The 16,588-nt window shown below is 69.0% G+C and carries 13 protein-coding genes; 11 read left to right on the top strand and 2 right to left on the bottom strand.

The features are described from left to right. Position 1 precedes the first annotated feature (1 nt). The 4 genes from SSQG_RS04110 (at position 2) to SSQG_RS04095 (ending at position 5,483) form a co-directional block, all read left to right on the top strand. Positions 2-973, top strand: a complete 972-nt coding sequence (locus SSQG_RS04110) for an ABC transporter permease (RefSeq protein ID WP_003988444.1) — start codon at positions 2-4, stop codon at positions 971-973. 22 nt (positions 974-995) lie between these two features. Beyond that, a complete protein-coding gene (locus tag SSQG_RS04105) occupies positions 996-2,168 on the top strand; it encodes a substrate-binding domain-containing protein (protein WP_003988443.1) in 1,173 nt (390 codons plus the stop codon). Between the two features lie 4 nt (positions 2,169-2,172). Beyond that, positions 2,173-3,054: a sugar phosphate isomerase/epimerase family protein gene (locus SSQG_RS04100; RefSeq protein ID WP_003988442.1), complete on the top strand. Its 882-nt coding sequence runs from the start codon at positions 2,173-2,175 to the stop codon at positions 3,052-3,054. Positions 3,055-3,191: 137 nt separating this feature from the next. After that, complete coding sequence (locus SSQG_RS04095; protein WP_003988441.1) at positions 3,192-5,483, top strand: RICIN domain-containing protein; 2,292 nt, start codon at positions 3,192-3,194, stop codon at positions 5,481-5,483. A 77-nt stretch (positions 5,484-5,560) separates the two neighbouring features. Here SSQG_RS04095 and SSQG_RS04090 read toward each other — a convergent pair whose 3' ends face one another. Further along, entirely contained in the window at positions 5,561-6,331 is a 771-nt protein-coding gene (locus tag SSQG_RS04090; RefSeq protein ID WP_003988440.1) for a FadR/GntR family transcriptional regulator, read from the bottom strand. A gap of 160 nt (positions 6,332-6,491) precedes the next feature. On the opposite strand from SSQG_RS04090, the gene SSQG_RS04085 reads away from it, so the two are divergent. The 7 genes from SSQG_RS04085 to SSQG_RS04055 all read left to right on the top strand — a co-directional run bounded on the left by SSQG_RS04085 (position 6,492) and on the right by SSQG_RS04055 (position 15,358). Further along, on the top strand, positions 6,492-7,763 hold the full coding sequence (locus tag SSQG_RS04085) for an ABC transporter substrate-binding protein (RefSeq protein ID WP_039931907.1): 1,272 nt from the start codon (positions 6,492-6,494) through the stop codon (positions 7,761-7,763). 4 nt (positions 7,764-7,767) lie between these two features. Beyond that, the gene (locus tag SSQG_RS04080) at positions 7,768-8,643 is read left to right on the top strand and encodes a carbohydrate ABC transporter permease (protein WP_003988438.1); all 876 of its coding nucleotides are present in this window, start codon (positions 7,768-7,770) and stop codon (positions 8,641-8,643) included. Next, on the top strand, positions 8,643-9,470 hold the full coding sequence (locus SSQG_RS04075) for a carbohydrate ABC transporter permease (protein WP_039931906.1): 828 nt from the start codon (positions 8,643-8,645) through the stop codon (positions 9,468-9,470). Before SSQG_RS04080 ends, SSQG_RS04075 begins: the two co-directional genes overlap by 1 nt. A gap of 3 nt (positions 9,471-9,473) precedes the next feature. Next, positions 9,474-10,676, top strand: coding sequence for a mandelate racemase/muconate lactonizing enzyme family protein (locus SSQG_RS04070; RefSeq protein ID WP_003988436.1), 1,203 nt, complete (start codon positions 9,474-9,476; stop codon positions 10,674-10,676). Then, complete coding sequence (locus SSQG_RS04065; protein WP_003988435.1) at positions 10,673-10,990, top strand: SDR family oxidoreductase; 318 nt, start codon at positions 10,673-10,675, stop codon at positions 10,988-10,990. The genes SSQG_RS04070 and SSQG_RS04065 overlap by 4 nt, the downstream gene beginning before the upstream one ends. A gap of 68 nt (positions 10,991-11,058) precedes the next feature. Further along, positions 11,059-11,931, top strand: coding sequence for an RNA polymerase sigma factor (locus tag SSQG_RS04060; protein WP_052310226.1), 873 nt, complete (start codon positions 11,059-11,061; stop codon positions 11,929-11,931). A 505-nt stretch (positions 11,932-12,436) separates the two neighbouring features. After that, a complete protein-coding gene (locus tag SSQG_RS04055) occupies positions 12,437-15,358 on the top strand; it encodes a glycosyl hydrolase family 95 catalytic domain-containing protein (RefSeq protein ID WP_039931905.1) in 2,922 nt (973 codons plus the stop codon). Positions 15,359-15,849: 491 nt separating this feature from the next. On the opposite strand, the gene SSQG_RS04050 is transcribed toward SSQG_RS04055, so the two are convergent. Then, the gene (locus tag SSQG_RS04050) at positions 15,850-16,257 is read right to left on the bottom strand and encodes a hypothetical protein (protein ID WP_003988431.1); all 408 of its coding nucleotides are present in this window, start codon (positions 16,255-16,257) and stop codon (positions 15,850-15,852) included. Positions 16,258-16,588 lie beyond the last annotated feature (331 nt).

Genomic DNA, 16,588 nt, shown 5'->3' with positions numbered 1-16,588 from the left:
CATGCGGATCGCGCGCCCACGTCGGCTCCTCACGTTCCGCTCCGGCGGTCTCGCACCGATCGTCGTGATCCTGGCGGTGCTGCTGGTTCTGCTGACCGCCCGCCAGCCGGACTTCCTCTCGCCGCCGTCGCTGATGTCGTTCCTCGGCCGCTCCGCGCCGGTCGTCCTGCTCGCCGCCGGCCAGTACTTCGTGATCGTCTCCGGCGAGCTGGACCTGTCCGTCGGCTCTCTGGTCACCGCGCAGGTGGTCGTCGCCGCCCGGCTGATCGACGGCGATCCGTCGGCCGGCTGGCCCGTCGGGGTGCTCCTGCTCGCGTTCGGCATCACCGTCGGCCTCGTCAACGGCCTCGTCACCACGCGGCTGCGGGTGCCGTCGTTCATCACGACCCTCGGGATGTTCCTGATCCTCGTCGGTGCCGTGTACCTGTGGTCCGACGGTGCCCCGAAGGGCGGCCTCTCCGAGGGGTTCCGCCGGCTCGGCCGGTCGGCGTTCGAGGACGTGCCCGTGCTGGGCCGGATCCCGTACGCCCTGGTCGTCCTGCTGGCGGCGGCCGCTCTGGCGCTGGCGCTGACACGTTCGGACTTCGGCCGCACCCTGGTCGCCGTCGGCGGCAACCCGCGGACCGCCGAGCTGAGCGGCGTGCGCGTGTGGCGCGCCAAGACCATGGCGTTCGTCCTCAGCGGGCTCGCCGCCACGCTCGCGGCGGTCCTCATCGGCGGCTACAGCGGAGTGTCGTTCCAGGCCGGTGCCGGCCTGGAGTTCGGCGCGATCACCGCGGCGGTCCTCGGCGGTGTCGCTCTGGGCGGGGGCCGCGGTTCGGTCGTCGGCGCGATGCTGGGCGCGCTGACCCTCGAGACGCTCTTCACGCTCATGAACTTCTACGGCGTCTCCGGCGCCCTCAGACCGACCGTCCAGGGCGCGATCATTCTGTTCGCCGTGGCGGCGGCGTCCTTCCGTTTCCCGTCCCGATAAAGGGGATCCAGTGAGGCATTCCATGACGGCGCTGGCCGTGAGCACGTTGCTGGTACTGGCCGGCTGCGCCACAGACGAGCCCACCACCGGCGCATCGGGTTCGCCCTCCGCGGGCAGCGGGTCGGGCACCGGCAAGCAGTCGAAGTTCTTCGTGCGGTCCGACTACGAGGAGCAGCTCGCGCTCCTCGACGCCGCGCCCACCGGGCCGCCCGGCAAGCCCTGGGAACAGGCGCTCGACCCGGCGATGGTGGAGACCGCGAAGTTCAGGAAACCTGGACCGTACAAGATCTGCTTCTCCAACGCGGGGCTGAACAACCCCTGGCGCCAGGTCGGTTTCAAGACCATGCAGGCCGAGGTCGACACGCACCGCGGCCGGATCTCCGAGTTCGTCCACGTCGACGCCGAAGGCAAGGACCAGAAGCAGATAGCGGACATCAACGACCTCCTCGGCAAGGGCTGCCACGCGCTCATCGTCTCGCCGAACACCACCGCGACGCTCACCCCGGCCGTGAAGGCCGCCTGCGAGAAGGGCCTGCCGGTCATCGTCTTCGACCGCGGTGTCGACACGAACTGCCCGGTGACGTTCATCAACCCGATCGGAGGCTACGGATTCGGCCATGTCGCGGCGGAGTTCGTCACTCGGAAGACGAAGCGGGGAGGCAAGGTGCTCGCGCTGCGCATCCTGCCCGGCGTCGACGTGCTGGAGACCCGTTGGTCCGCGGCGAAGGTCGCCTTCGACAAGGCGGGCGTCGACGTCGTCGGCGTCGAGTTCACCGACGGCGACCCGGCCAGGACGAAGAAGATCGTCAACGACTACATCCAGCGGTACGGCACGATCGACGGCGTCTGGATGGACGCCGGGGCGGTCGCGGGCGCGGCGGTCGAGGCGTTCGAGGACGCCGGCAAGCCTGTGCCGCCGATCAACGGCGAGGACCAACTCGACTTCCTGAAGCTGTGGAAGGACAAGAAGCTCACGGCGATCGCCCCGACCTACCCGACCTACCAGTGGCGCACCCCGATCATCGCCGCGCTGAGGATCCTCGACGGCGAGCGGGTGCCGAACCCGTGGAAGCTGCCCCAGCCGACCATCACCCAGGACAACCTGGACGAGTACGTCGATCCCGAAATGCCGCCGCTGCACTACGCGATGTGCGGCTGCACCGACCTGCCCGGCTACCCGAAGCGCTGGAAGTAGTCCGGTGTACACCATCGGTGTCAACCCGTGGGTCTGGGCCTCGCCGGTCGACGACGAGGCCATGGCCGAACTGGTGCCCCGCATCGCCGCGTTCGGGTTCGACGCCGTCGAGCTGCCGGTCGAGCGACCCGGCGACTGGGACCCGGCCCGCACCCGGGACCTGCTGGCGGCGTACGGCCTGCGCGCGGCCGGCGTCTGTGCGGTCACCTCGCCCGGACGGGACCTCGTGAACGCCCCGCCGGAGGCCGTCGCCTCCACCGTGGCGTACCTGAAGACGTGTGTGGACAGTGCGGTGGCCGTCGGCGCGCCCTGCGTCGGCGGCCCGGTCTACGCCGCGGTGGGGCGGACCTGGCGCATGTCACCGCCTGAGCGCGCGGCCTGCTACGCGGACGTCCGGCGCGCCCTGCGGCCCGTGGCCGACCACGCGGGGGAGCGGGGCGTGAGCATCGGCGTGGAGGCCCTCAACCGCTATGAGACGAGCGTCGTCAACACCGTCGAGCAGGCGGTGGAGCTGATCGACGGCCTGCCCGCGAACGTCGGTCTCATGATCGACACCTATCACATGAACATCGAGGAGGCCGACCCCTACGAGGCGCTCGTCGCGGCTGGTCCGCACATCAAGCACGTCCAGGTCAGCGGCACCGACCGCGGCGCCCCGGGCGCCGACCACTTCGACTGGCCACGCTTCATCGCCGGCCTGGCCACGACCGGCTACGGCGGCGCGCTGTGCATCGAGTCGTTCACCGCGCGGAACGAGGCCATCGCCACCGCGGCCTCGATCTGGCGGCCGCTCGCCCCGTCGCAGGACTCCCTCGCCCGTGACGGGCTGTCCTACCTCCGAACCGTCCTCCGCGGACTGGAGAACGCTCCCTTGGACGGGTCATAGGGGTCGCAGTGCTGCTTGCGCCGTCATCCCCTTCGGCCCCGGAACCGCCAAAAGGAGAAAACGTGTTGACCACTGTCACGATACGAAGGCGGCTTCTGGCCGGAGCCGCCACAGCCGGTTTGACCGCGACCGCCGTGATGGCGTTCCCCGCGCCCGCATCCGCGGCTCCCCGCACCGTGTACGTCTCGCCGTCCGGCACCGGCACCGACTGTTCCAGCGCGCGGCCGTGCTCACTGACAGCCGCGCAGGCGACGGTTCGATCCCTCAACGACGACATGTCGGAGGACATCGTGGTGCAGTTGGCCGACGGTGTGTACAGACTGTCGCAACCCTTCCGGCTGACGGCGGAGGACTCCGGCTCAGGCGGCCACACGGTCGTGTGGCAGGCCGCCCCGTCGGCGCGTCCGGTGATCACCGGTGCCCGGGCGGTCACCGGCTGGTCGGTGGCCGACGCGGCCAAGAACATCTGGAAGGCCGACGTGCCCGCCGGTCTCGACGCCCGGCAGCTCTATGTCGACGGCGCCGTCGCCACCCGGGCACGCACCCAGGTGAACCGGGCCGATTTCACGCCCTCCGACGCCGGATTGAGGTTCTCGAGCGGTGCGCTGAGCTATCTGAACAACCTGGCCGACCAGAGCCGGATCGAGGTGGAGGGCGTCAACTCCTTCACCGACCGGTACTCGCCGGTGCAGAGCATCAGCGCGAACTTCATCACGATGCAGCAGCCGGCGTGGAGCAACAACAACTTCGGCTACGACACCCTCATGCGGCCACACCGGGCCGGTCCGTTCTACCTGTCCAACGCCTACGAGTTCCTGGACTCGCCCGGCGAGTGGTACCTCAGCCCCAGGGCCGGAACCTTGTACTACATCCCCCGGGCCGGGCAGAACATGAGCACCGCCGCCGTGGAACTGCCGACGCTGCAGTCGCTGGTGAACGTCGGCGGCACGTACAGCGAGCCGGCGCACCACATCACGTTCAGCGGGATCACCTTCACCGGTACGAGCTGGCTGGGCCCCAGCAGCAACCAGGGTTACGTGGACCAGCAGACCGGCGCCTACCTCGCCGGCAACTGGAGCCGGCCGGGCTTCGACTCCTGCCACAACGGCTGCACGCAGTTCGAGGCCGCCCGGCCGCACTGGTCGCAGATGCCGGCCGCCGTGCAGGTCTCCGCCGCCAACGCCATCACCTTCAGCGACTCCCGGTTCGTCAACCTGGGCCAGACGGCCATCGGCATCGGCAACGACGCGAACGCGCACGCCAGTGGCGTCGGCCTGGGCGCCGCCAACATCACGGTGACCCGGTCGGAGATCGCCCGGAGCTCAGCCGGCGGCATCCTCGTGGGCGGTGTGCGCGCCGACGCCCACCACCCCGGCGACCAGCGCATGGTCAACAGGGACATCACGATCAGCAACAACCGCATCCACGACCTCGGGGCGGACTACCGGGGCATCGTCTCCGTCCTGACCACGTACGTCACGGGCAGCACCGTCGCCCAGAACGAGGTCTACAACATGCCGTACTCCGGCATGTCGATCGGGTACGGCTGGGGCGCCAACGACGCGGGCGGCAGCGACCACTATGCCAACCGCGGCCTGTACAACTACCAGCCGCGCTACACGACGCCGACCACCGCGTCCGACAACCGGCTCATCGGCAACTACATCCACGACGTCATGCAGCAGATGAACGACGGTGGCTGCATCTACACGCTCGGATGGAACCCGAGCGCGCTGATCAGCCGGAACTACTGCCTGCGGACCAACGGGTACTTCGGGATGTACTTCGACGAGGGCTCGAAGTACTACAAGGCCACCAACAATGTCTTCTCGAACACCGGTACATGGGCGACGGCCAACTACTGGGGTGGCGAGAACATGGGGAACTGGACCGTCACCGACAACTGGTCGACCAACGGCAGCACGAACGTGACCAACGGCGACCGCGGCAACGTGGTCTCCGGCAATGTGACGGTCAGCAACGGCAACTGGCCTTCCGGCGCCCAGGACGTGATGGCGTCCGCCGGACCGCAGGACACCACCCCACCGCCGACGACGCAGATCGTGGGCGTGCAGTCCGGCCGCTGCCTGACCGTCCCCGGCACCACCAACGGCACACAGACCCAACTCCAGGACTGCACCGGCGCGGCCGGCCAGACCTGGACCTACACCACCGGCAGACAACTGACCGTCCACGGCGACAAGTGCCTCGACGCCAGCGGACGCGGCACCACCAACGGCACCGCCGTCGTCATCTGGGACTGCAACGGCCAGAACAACCAGCAGTGGAACGTCAACCCCAACGGCACCATCACCGGCGTCCAGTCCGGACTGTGCCTCGACGCCAACGCCGGCGGCACCGCGGGCGGCACCAGGATCATCCTCTGGTCCTGCAACGGCGGCACCAACCAGCAGTGGGCACAGCGATAGCGGAACGCGTCGGCCTCGCTCGCGGCAGGACGTGCCGGTCGTGAGCGGGGCTCGCCACTAGGGCCAAACGACAGGCCCTAACGCCGTAGCCGGGTCGGCTCGCCCGGTCCGCTGCGGCGCACCACCCACGCCTCGGTGATGTGGGTGAACATCGCCTCGGCCGCACCCTTGGGGTCCTGCGCGGCGATCCGCTCGTAGATGCGCCGATGGCCGTGGTTGGACGCCACGCAGAAGGCACGGCCGGTTCGGCCCACGTAACGGGCGGAGTCGATGACCTGACGCTCCAGCGAACGGACCACGGCACGGCCGATGCGGTTCCCCGACGCCTGCATGACGGTGTCGTGGAACGCCCGGTCCTCTTCGTGGTACGCGGCGGGGTCGTCGACGAGCTCGTCCATCCGCTCCACCAGACCGCGCAGCCGGTCGATCACTTCGGCGTTCGCCAGGCGGGCGGCGACGTTGGCCATGTCGGCCTCCAGCACGCGGCGGGTCGCGACGAGGTGATCGAGGACGGCCAGGCTCTCGTCCTCGGCGATGGTCGCGCCGAGCACCAGCTCGTCGAGCATGTTCCACATCGCCGGCGGGGTGACCATCGTGCCGGCGCCCTGGCGGACCTGTACCAGCCCCTTCTCCTGAAGGATCTTCACCGCCTCGCGGACCACGGTGCGGCTGACCGAGAAGGTCGCGCAGAGCACGGGCTCGGGGGGAAGCGGCGAACCGGACGGATGGACTCCACGGACGATCCGCTGCACCAGCTCAGCCGTGACCGCGGCGGCGAGATTCGCCGGGCGCCGGCTCCAGGCGGGGGCCTCGGAGGCCTCTGCGGATGACTGCGGTACTGCCGTCATGACACCCCCCGGGACCCGCGCTTTACCACACGGATGTTGGGCCACTATACGGCATCCGGTTGACGTCATACGTCATACGAGTTACATACGTCATACGAGTTGCGTTCCTCCTCAACCTCAACCGCCGGACAGCCGGCCACCTCAGGAGAGTGGGGCAGCAATGAAGCAGCGAACACTGTGGTCGGTGACCCTGGTTGCCGGTCTCGTCGTCTTAGCCGGCTGCGGCAGCGCCTCCGACCCGGATGCGGCGGCCGGTGGTTCGAAGGGCAAGCTCGTCGTCTGGGACTGGAAGTCCGGCGACGCCACAGCGTCCTCCGACATCAAGAAGGCCAAGGCCGACTTCGCCCAGCGGCATCCCGGAGTGACGGTCGAGTTCGTCGCGCAGCCGTTCGATCAGTACTACACCCTGCTCGGGGCCGCCATCCAAGCCGGCAAGGGGCCGGACGTCATGCTGTTCAACGGAGGCGGGCAGATCCGTGACCGCGCGGACTCCCTTCTGCCGCTGGACGAGTACGTCCGTGACGACAGGAAGCGGCTGGCCGGGTGGGATGCCTTCACCAAGGACGGCAGGACCTACGCCGCCCCGGTGACCTTGCAAGGTCACCCGATCTACTACAACAAGTCGCTGTACCGGAAGGCGGGGCTGGACCCGGAGCAGCCGGCCACCCGTTGGGACGAGTTCGTCGCCGACTGCCGGACCCTCACCAAGACGACCGGTGCCAGATGCTTCGCGCAGGGCAACAAGGAAGGCATCGGCATCCAGTTCTTCCTGTCCGGGCTCGGCTCGGGCGTCCTGTCGCCCACGGAGTACGACGACTGGATCGCCGGCAGACGAGACTGGTCCTCGCCGGCGGTCAAGCGCGTCTTCTCGCTCTGGAAAGAGGTCAACGACAAAGGCCTGAACAACGACGGGGCGAACTCGACGGCGATGTTCAACGACGCGTTCGCGGTGTTCCAGTCCAACAAGGCCGCCCACGTCATCGGGCTCATGTCGGACACCGGGCACTGGAAGGACTTCGCCGAATTCCTCGACGCCGACGACGTCGGCGTCATGAAGTCGCCGGTCGTCATGGCCGGCGCCATGCCGAGCCTTCCCTACGACGGCGGCATCGGCTACGCCGTCGCGAAGTGGACCAAGGACCCCGAGGTCGCCGCCGACCTGGTGCGCTCCCTGACCTCCACCGGCGCACTGAAGTCGTTCTTCGCCGACGCGGGCGCCATCGCGGCCGACCGCACCGTGGACGTCTCGAGCGGCGGCCCGGCCGTCGCCACCATCGTGTCCGAGATCGACCGTGGCAAGCCCGCTCTGCACGTGGCCCTGCCGTCCAGGACCGTGGAGCTGATGGGGCGGCTGTCTCAGCAACTGCTGAGCGGATCGGTCACGGTGGACGCGGCGGTCAAGCAGCTGGCGGCGTCCGACCAAGCGGGCTGAGGCCATGTCACCGGTCGGCCGGCGCGCCGAACGCCTCGCCCCCTACGTCCTGGTCGCTCCCGCTGTCCTGATCATCGTGTTACTCCGGCTCTGGCCACTGGGACTGGGTGTCAGCTTCTCCTTCACCGGTGATGGCGACCGCAACGGCGCCACGGTGGGGCTCGGCAACTACGCGGAGCTCATCGGCGACCCGCTGTTCCGCACCGCGCTGCGCAACGTCGGATGGCTCGTGGTGCTGCTGCCGGTCGCGGTCGCGATCCCGGGACTGCTCGCCACTTTCATCCACCTGCGGGTGCCAGGGCATTCGTTCTTCCGGAGCGTCTACTTCTTCCCGGCTGTGCTCTCACCGGTGATCGTCGGCGCGATCTTCAACCTGCTCCTGGCCTTCGACGGTCCGCTGAACACCGTGCTCGGCGGCTCAGGTGCCGGCCCGGTCGACTGGCTCGGCGATCCCGACGTAGCCATCTTCACCGTGGTCGGCGCGCACATCTGGGCGACGTCAGGGATGGCGCTGGTGGTGTTCCTGGCCGGGTTCGCGACCCTGGACTCCGCACTTCTGGACGCCGCCCGGGTCGACGGCGCCTCGCTCGCGCGGATGATCTGGCACGTCATCATCCCGGGTCTGTCCCGCACCATCCAGTTCGTCGTCGTCACCACGATGATCGGAATGCTGACCTCGATGTTCGGGCTGCTCTACGTCATGACCAGTGGTGGCCCGGAAGGGTCGACCTACCTGCCGGAGTACTACATCTGGGTCCAACAGGGGCAGATGAGCCGCCCGGCGCTCGCGTCGGCCGCGTCCACGGTCCTCTTCCTCGTCATGCTCGTCGTGGGCCTCCTGCAGGTCGGTCTGCTGCGCCGGGCGGGGAGGGAGGACTGATGTCCCGCCTGGGGCCGAGCAGATGGCTGGTCGTCGTGCCCATGGGGCTCCTCGCCATGGCGACGGTCTACCCGCTGCTGTTCACCGCCAACGTCGCGACGAAGACCCGCCGGGAGTACATCCTCGACCGGTTCTCCCTGGCGAGCACTCTCCGGTGGGACAACCTCAGCACCGCGTGGAACAGCGTCGGCATGGGGCGGTACTTCCTCAACTCCGTGATCGTGGTGGCCTGCGCCGTGGCGCTGTTGCTGCTCATCGGGTCCATGGCCGCCTTCGCGCTGGCCCAGGTGCGCTTCCGTGGCTCGTCCGCGCTGGCCCTGGTCTGCCTCACGGCACTGTTCATCCCGTTCCAGGTGATCATGGTGCCGCTGGCCAGGATCATGGCCGAGGGCGGTCTCGTCGACACCTATCCGGGGCTGGTCCTCGCCTACGTCGCGCAGTTCCTGCCGTTCACCGTCTTCCTGCTGACGAGCTACTACCGGGCGGTGCCCACCGAGCTCGTCGACGCGGCACGGATCGACGGAAACACCCTGTACGGCGTCTACCGGCGGATCATGCTGCCGATGGGTGCTCCGGCACTGCTGTCGGTGGGCATCCTCGACGCGCTGTTCTGCTGGAACGACGTGCTCATCGCACTGCTGATGATGCCGTCGGCCGGCCATCGCACCCTGATGGTGGGCATCACCTCACTGCGCGGCCAGTATTCCGCCGACATCCCCACCTTCGCAGCCGGTGTCCTGATCGCCGGGCTGCCCGTGTTGGTGACCTACCTGTTCCTGCAGCGCCAGATCGCCGACGGCGTGACGGCCGGCGCGACGAAGGGCTGACGCATGCGCATCACCGGGTACAGAACCCTGACGACGGCACAGCGATGGGGCCGACCCGTCGGTGACGCCAACGGCGTCTACGCCGACGGCGTCGTGCCCGTGCCGGTCGTCATCGTCGAGACCGATGAGGGGATCACCGGAGTCGGCCTGGGACCGCACGTGGAAGCCGAGGTGATTTTCGCCGCCATCGACGGCCAGGACCCGCGCGCGGTGACCGCCCTCTACGACCGCATGCTCCGGCACACCTTCAAAGCCGGGCACGCCGGCGTGGTGTTCGGCACGATCGGCGCCTTCGACACGGCGTTGTGGGACATCAAGGCACAGGCGGTGGGTGAGCCGCTGTGGCGGCTGCTCGGCGGCGACGACCGCCTGGTCGACGCCTACGCCTCCGGCCTGGACATCGGCCTCACCGACGACGAGCTCGTCGCCACCTACCAGGTCTATGCCGAACGGGGGCTGAGGGCGGCGAAGCTCAAGGGCGGCCTGGACATCGAGCGTGACCGGCATCGGCTGTTGCTCGTACGCGAGGTACTGACCGAGGCCGCGCACGGGAGGCGGCCAGGGCTCATGCTGGACGCGAACGAGTCCTGGAGCCGCAAGCAGGCGGTACGCCACGTCGCTGAACTGGAACGCGCACTCGACCTGACCTGGATCGAGGAGCCGGTCCGGCGCTGGGACGCCGACGGCCTGGCCGCTGTCAGCCGTGGCGTACGGGCGGCGGTCGCCAGTGGGGAGAACCTCACCGGCCTCGAACAGTTCCGCCCGCTGATCGCCGCGGGAGGCGTGGACATCGTCCAGACGGCCGCGGTCTGGGGCGTCACCCACTTCCTGCGTGTCGCCGCGCTGGCGCACGCCTACGACCTGCCGGTCAGCCCGATCGGCAACACCCCTGTCGCGCTGCTGCACGCCGCGACATCGGTGCCCAATCACCTCGCGAGCGAACTGCAGGGCCTGCAGCCACCGATCGGTGTGGCGATGGACCTGCACGTCGAGGACGGCGCCTACGTGCTCGGTGACACGCCGGGCCTGGGCATCCGGATCGACGAAACGGCGATGACCTCGGCCCGTCAGAGAACGGCACCCGCACCCGACGAACCGCACATACGGCCGGAGCGGGCCGGTCTGCGGCTGCTCGCGGTCACTCCCGGACCATGCCGATCCACCGCGGAAGGGACGTTCGACACCATGGGGATGGAGGATCGATGAAGGCGGTTGTCCACCGCGGGCCCCGGCCCCCGGAGATCGAGAGCCGGGCCGCCGAGGCGCCGGCCCCGGCGAAGGAGCGCGGCGGGCGCGGCGTCGGCGTCAACGCCACCGCACCGGGCTGCGTCGCCACCGACAGTACCGGGGCGTTACGCGCGGACCCCCAGCGCGACCAGGCGGTCCTCGGCCCAATCCCGGCCGTTCGCCGGAGGCACGCCGACGATCTCGCCGCGGCCACGGTGTTCCTCGCCTCCCCGGCGCAGGACCAAGTCGACGGCATCGTTCGTCCCGTTGACGGCGGACGGCCGGGGCGATGACGGGCTGCCAGGCATTACCAGCCGACCGCGCCCGAGTCGGTCGTGCGCGCGAAGCCGAGGAGGGCGACGTGCGCGGCACGTGGGGCGGCCTTGCCCGAGGCAACGTGTACGGGCTCGTGATGCGAGCCGGCCGAGCCGACGAGACGAGCCTGGTCGTCGCCGCACAGGCCGGCGATCCACGCGCGCTCGACGACCTGGCCGCGACGTACCTGCCGCTGGTGTACGCGATCGTGCGCAGGGCGCTGGGTGAGCTCGCGGACGTCGACGACGTGGTGCAGGAGACGATGCTGCGGGCACTTCCCGAACTGCGCACGTTGCGCGCCCCGGAGTGCTTCCGGCCCTGGCTGGCCACGATCGCGACACGGCAGATCAGCACCCATCTGCAACGGCGGCAGGCGGACGCCGAACGGACGGCGCCACTCGACGAGATGACCGACCCGCCGGACGCCGACGCCGAGAACCTGGCCCTGATCCACGTCGAGCTGTCCGGTCATCGCCGAAGGACCGTACGGGCCTCTCGATGGCTCGACCCGGACGCCCGGGCGCTGCTGTCGCTGTGGTGGCTGGAGACCGCGGGCCGCCTGACCAGGGTGGAGCTCGCGGCGGCGCTGGGAACGAGCGTGGCTCACGCGGGTGTGCGGGTCCAGCGGATGCGCAACCAACTGGAGCTGAGCCGGTCACTCGTCGCCGCGCTGGAAGCCAGCCCCCGGTGCCCACTGCTGACCGCCGCGCTGGGGGGCTGGGACGGCGTACCGAGCGCGCTGTGGCGCAAGCGCATCACCCGGCACACCCGGTCCTGTGCGGACTGCGGCCGGGCCGCCGACGAACTGGTCCCCCTTGAGCGGCTGAGTGTCGCCTTGGCGCTGCTCCCCGTCCCGCCGGCACGGTCGGCCACGGTGCCCGACCAACCTGTGGCCGGGTTACTCGGCCAGTTCGCCTGACGCCGCTGGAGTCGGCACCCGAGTACCCGCCCATAAAGAGAATTCACCGCCTGAAAAGGTTATGCGGGGTGGCAGTCAATGGTCGCGCTTCTCCAATTGGTTGTGCGACGACTCAGGCTCAAATGTATCGACGCTCCCCTCTTGAATGGACCATGACAATCTGCCAATGTTCTAGTCGTCTACTCGCTGCTTTCTCCATTTGTGACCTGTGAAAGCGGAAGCCAAAAAGAGAAAGGACAGACCGACTCCCCCTGCCGGCCGGAGATCCGGGCGAAGCGGGGGAGCGAGGCTTTCCAGGCGCCACGGCGGTGGCATGACGCTGACATGCCCGCTGCGCGAGCGATCTGGGAGGGGGCCGGCGTGGAGAGGGCAAGCTCCGCGCCGGCTCGGCCGGCTGCCGCGGTCCCACAGGTACTGGCACTCGTTCACCCACCAGACGGCGCGACTGCCAGGGCAGGGATGGCGGCCGAGACCTCGACCCTCCAGTCCGCGAAGGGAGAACGACATGTCCGAGGTGACACGCAGACGGTTTCTCGCCGCGGGAGCGGCGGCTGGAGCAGGGATCGTGCCGGGTGGGTGGACGGCCACTGCCAGGAGCGGCTCGGCCGCGCCGCCGAAGGTCCTGGCCGCCAACGACCTCGCACTGTGGTACGACAAGCCGGCCGGCGCGGACTGGCTGCGGGCACTGCCGATCGGCAACGGACGCCTCGGCGCGATGGTGTTCGGCAACGCCGACACCGAACGGCTGCAACTCAACGAGGACACCGTCTGGGCCGGCGGTCCGTACGACTCCGCCAACCCCCGCGGCGCCGCCAACATCGCCGAGATCCGGCGGCGGGTCTTCGCGGATCAGTGGGGGCCGGCGCAGGACCTGATCAATCAGACGATGCTGGGCAGTCCGGCCGGACAACTGGCCTACCAGCCGGTCGGAAACCTTCTGCTCTCCTTCGGCAGCGCCACCGGCGTGTCGCAGTACAACCGGACGCTCGACCTCACCACCGCTACGGCCGTCACGACCTACGTGCTCAACGGCGTGCGGTATCAGCGTGAGGTGTTCGCCAGCGCACCAGACCAGGTGATCGTGGTCCGGCTGACGGCCGACCGGGCCAACTCCATCGCCTTCAACGCCACGTTCGACAGTCCGCAACGGACCACGGTGTCCAGCCCGGACGGGGCCACGATCGCCCTCGACGGCGTCTCCGGCACCATGGAGGGCATCACCGGGCGGGTCCGGTTCCTTGCCCTGGCCAATGCCGCCGTGACGGGCGGAACGGTCAGCAGCTCGGGCGGCACACTGCGGGTCTCCGGCGCCACCAGCGTGACGGTGCTGGTGGCGATCGGCTCCAGCTACGTCGACTTCCGGAGGGTCGACGGCGACTACCAGGGGATCGCGCGGCGCCACCTCAACGCCGCCCGCGACATCGGCATCGACCAACTACGCAGGCGGCATCTCGCCGACTATCAGGCGCTGTTCAACCGGGTGTCGGTCGATCTGGGACGTACCACGGCGGCCGACCAGCCGACCGACGTACGGATCGCCCAGCACGCGCAAGCGAACGACCCGCAGTTCTCCGCCCTGTTGTTTCAGTTCGGCCGGTATCTGCTCATCTCGTCCTCGCGGCCGGGCACCCAGCCGGCGAACCTGCAGGGCATCTGGAACGACCAGATGGCTCCCTCCTGGGACTCGAAGTTCACCGTCAACGCCAACCTGCCGATGAACTACTGGCCCGCCGACACGACGAACCTCTCCGAATGCTTCCTCCCGGTCTTCGACATGATCGACGACCTGACCGTGACCGGCGCCCGGGTGGCCCAGGCGCAGTACGGCGCGGGCGGCTGGGTGACGCATCACAACACCGACGCGTGGCGGGGCGCCTCGGTCGTCGACGAAGCGCGGTGGGGGATGTGGCAGACCGGTGGCGCATGGCTGGCCACCCTGATCTGGGACCACTACCTGTTCACCGGTGACATCGACTTCCTCCGCTCGAACTATCCCGCCCTGAAGGGCGCCGCCCAGTTCTTCCTCGACACCCTGGTCGCCCACCCGTCGCTCGGACACCTGGTCACCAACCCGTCGAACTCTCCGGAACTCGCTCACCATGCGGACGCCACCGTCTGCGCGGGGCCCACCATGGACAACCAGATCCTGCGCGACCTTTTCCACAGCGTCGCCCGCGCCGGTGAGATCCTCGACGTGGACGCCGCCTTCCGCGCCCAGGCGAAGGCGGCCCGGGAGCGGCTGGCGCCGACGAAGGTCGGCTCCAGGGGCAATGTCCAGGAGTGGCTGGCCGACTGGGTGGAGACCGAGCGGACACACCGGCACGTCTCCCACCTCTACGGTCTGCATCCGAGCAACCAGATCACCAAGCGCGGGACACCCCAGTTGCACGAGGCCGCGCGGCGGACGCTGGAGCTGCGCGGTGACGACGGGACGGGATGGTCCCTCGCGTGGAAGATCAACTTCTGGGCGCGGTTGGAGGACGGCGCCCGGGCCCACAAACTGATCCGGGACCTGGTGCGGACGGACCGGCTCGCGCCCAACATGTTCGACCTGCACCCACCGTTCCAGATCGACGGCAACTTCGGTGCGACCGCGGGGATCGCGGAGATGCTGTTGCAGAGCCACAACGGCGAACTGCACGTGTTGCCGGCGCTGCCGGCCGCCTGGCCCACCGGGCGTGTGAGCGGACTGCGCGGCCGGGGCGGATACACCGTCGGCGCCGAGTGGAGCAGTGGCCGGACCGAGTTCGTCATCACACCCGACCGAACCGGTGCCGTCCGGGTGCGGGGTCGGATCTTCACCGGCGACTTCACGCTGAAGGACGATGCGAGCGGCGAGCCGGTCCAGCCGAAGCGGCTCGAGGCCGACCTCATCGAGTTCTCCGGCCAGGCCGGCACCACCTACCGCGCGTCCGCACTCGGGTCGGGGTCGCCGGTGGAGGCCGGCGTGGCCTATCGGCTGGTGGCCGAGCACAGCGGCAAGGCCGCCGACATCAACGGCGCGTCCACCGCCGCCGGTGCGCGGCTGATCCAGTGGCAGATCACCTCCGGACTCAACCAGCACTTCGAGTTCCTGCCCTCCGACGGCGGGCACTACAAGATTCGGGTGGGGCACAGTGGTCTGGTCCTGCAAGTCGCCAGTAGCAGCAGCGGCGCCGACATCACCCAGCAGCCGGGTACGGACGCCGCCGACCAGCAGTGGCGGATCGTCGACCACGGCGGCGGCGTGATCAGTCTGGTCAACCGGCAGAGCGGCCTCGCCCTGGACGTGTGGGAGGCCTCCACCGCCGACGGAGCCCGCATCTCCCAGTGGGCAGCCACCGGGAGCACCCACCAGCGATTCCAACTCCGCCGCGTTCAGGCCGCGGCAAACCGTGGCCGACCGACAGGGGGTGCCATGTCGCCGAGCAGCGAGGGAGTCGCATGATGTCGCTCCGCGGATGGTTCTCCGGGCGAGCCGTGTAGCGGCAAGTGAGGTACCCGACGGCTGAACCGGGGTTTGGTCCGTGGCTGGTCCGGCCGCACTGGTCAGGAGGGGTGCAGTCGTGGGAGTTGGCTGCCGTGAGAGCGATGCGGGCCTGGGTGCCGGTCAGGACGGCGGTTACGGCGCTGGGATGCGCGACACGGAGCCCCCGGATTCCATAGCCCGGAATCCGGGGGCTCCGTCGTCCTCGAACACGTGGATGCCTCGTGAGGCTGCCGCAGCGATCGCGCCCTCCTCGCTGCCCGGCGTGGTGTCGCGTGGCCTTGTCGGAGGGCCCGAAGGGTTCGAGGTCGAGTACATCGGTGCCGATGGGGCACGCCGTCGCGTCGGGCTGGCCGAGTGCTGGGCGGAGCAGGCTCTCTGGTCACGGGCCTGGGCAGCCAAAGAATCAGTACTCGACTTCGCCGTAACCGCTTAGGCGGAAGGGATCAGGCTCAGGTCTTCCCACACCTCCAGGCGCCGAAGTCGCCCATCTCGCCGCCTGTCGAGATACCCGCGGAGATGCAGATCTTCCTGCCCTCGGGGAAGTTGAAGCCGTTCTCGGTCTTCGTAGTCCCGTTGCCACCGTGGTTGGTGATCAGGTGGTCGTAGTCCCACTCGTTCGGCTTCATCGGAGCCACGTCGACCTTCAGGACCGCAGCCCAGCCTTCAGCGCAGGTGTCCTTGATGTACAGCGTGTCGCCGTCGGCCACGAACCGGCCCTCTGAGTTGAAGCTGCAGCCGTGGCTGCCATTGCTGCGCGCCTGCGCGTCGGCGCCGGCGAAGGCCGGTGAGTTCGCGAGTGCCACGCACGCGACCGCGGCCGCACACGCCCCTAAAACCTTGGTCCGGTATACCTTCACGCTGATTTCCCCCTACCAGGAACTGGCCGAATACACAACATATGAGATCATCGCCAGATGTGCGGCATTCGTCGTATTGCCCATCAGAAGCTGACCGACGTAGTTCCGGTCCCGCTCACCGGCGCATGCGTTTCACGGTAGGGGGGCAGCAGCATGGAGTCGTTAGCGACGAGTGCACACACACTTGGCAACGCGTCCACTTACTGATCTTCTTCGGGGCCGGCCACTGATCGGGGGCGGTCCGCGAAGCGCAACGAGTGAGGCGGGACCCTGGCCCGGAAATGCCCCGGAAGTCCTGGTAGATGTGTGCCGAGAAGGGCGCCTGACGGGT

The sequence above is a fragment of the Streptomyces viridochromogenes DSM 40736 genome (genome assembly GCF_000158955.1).
Classification (GTDB): Bacteria; Actinomycetota; Actinomycetes; order Streptomycetales; family Streptomycetaceae; genus Streptomyces; species Streptomyces venetus.
Note: the sequence above shows the minus strand (reverse complement) of the source record. Positions and strands in the feature narration are given on the sequence as shown.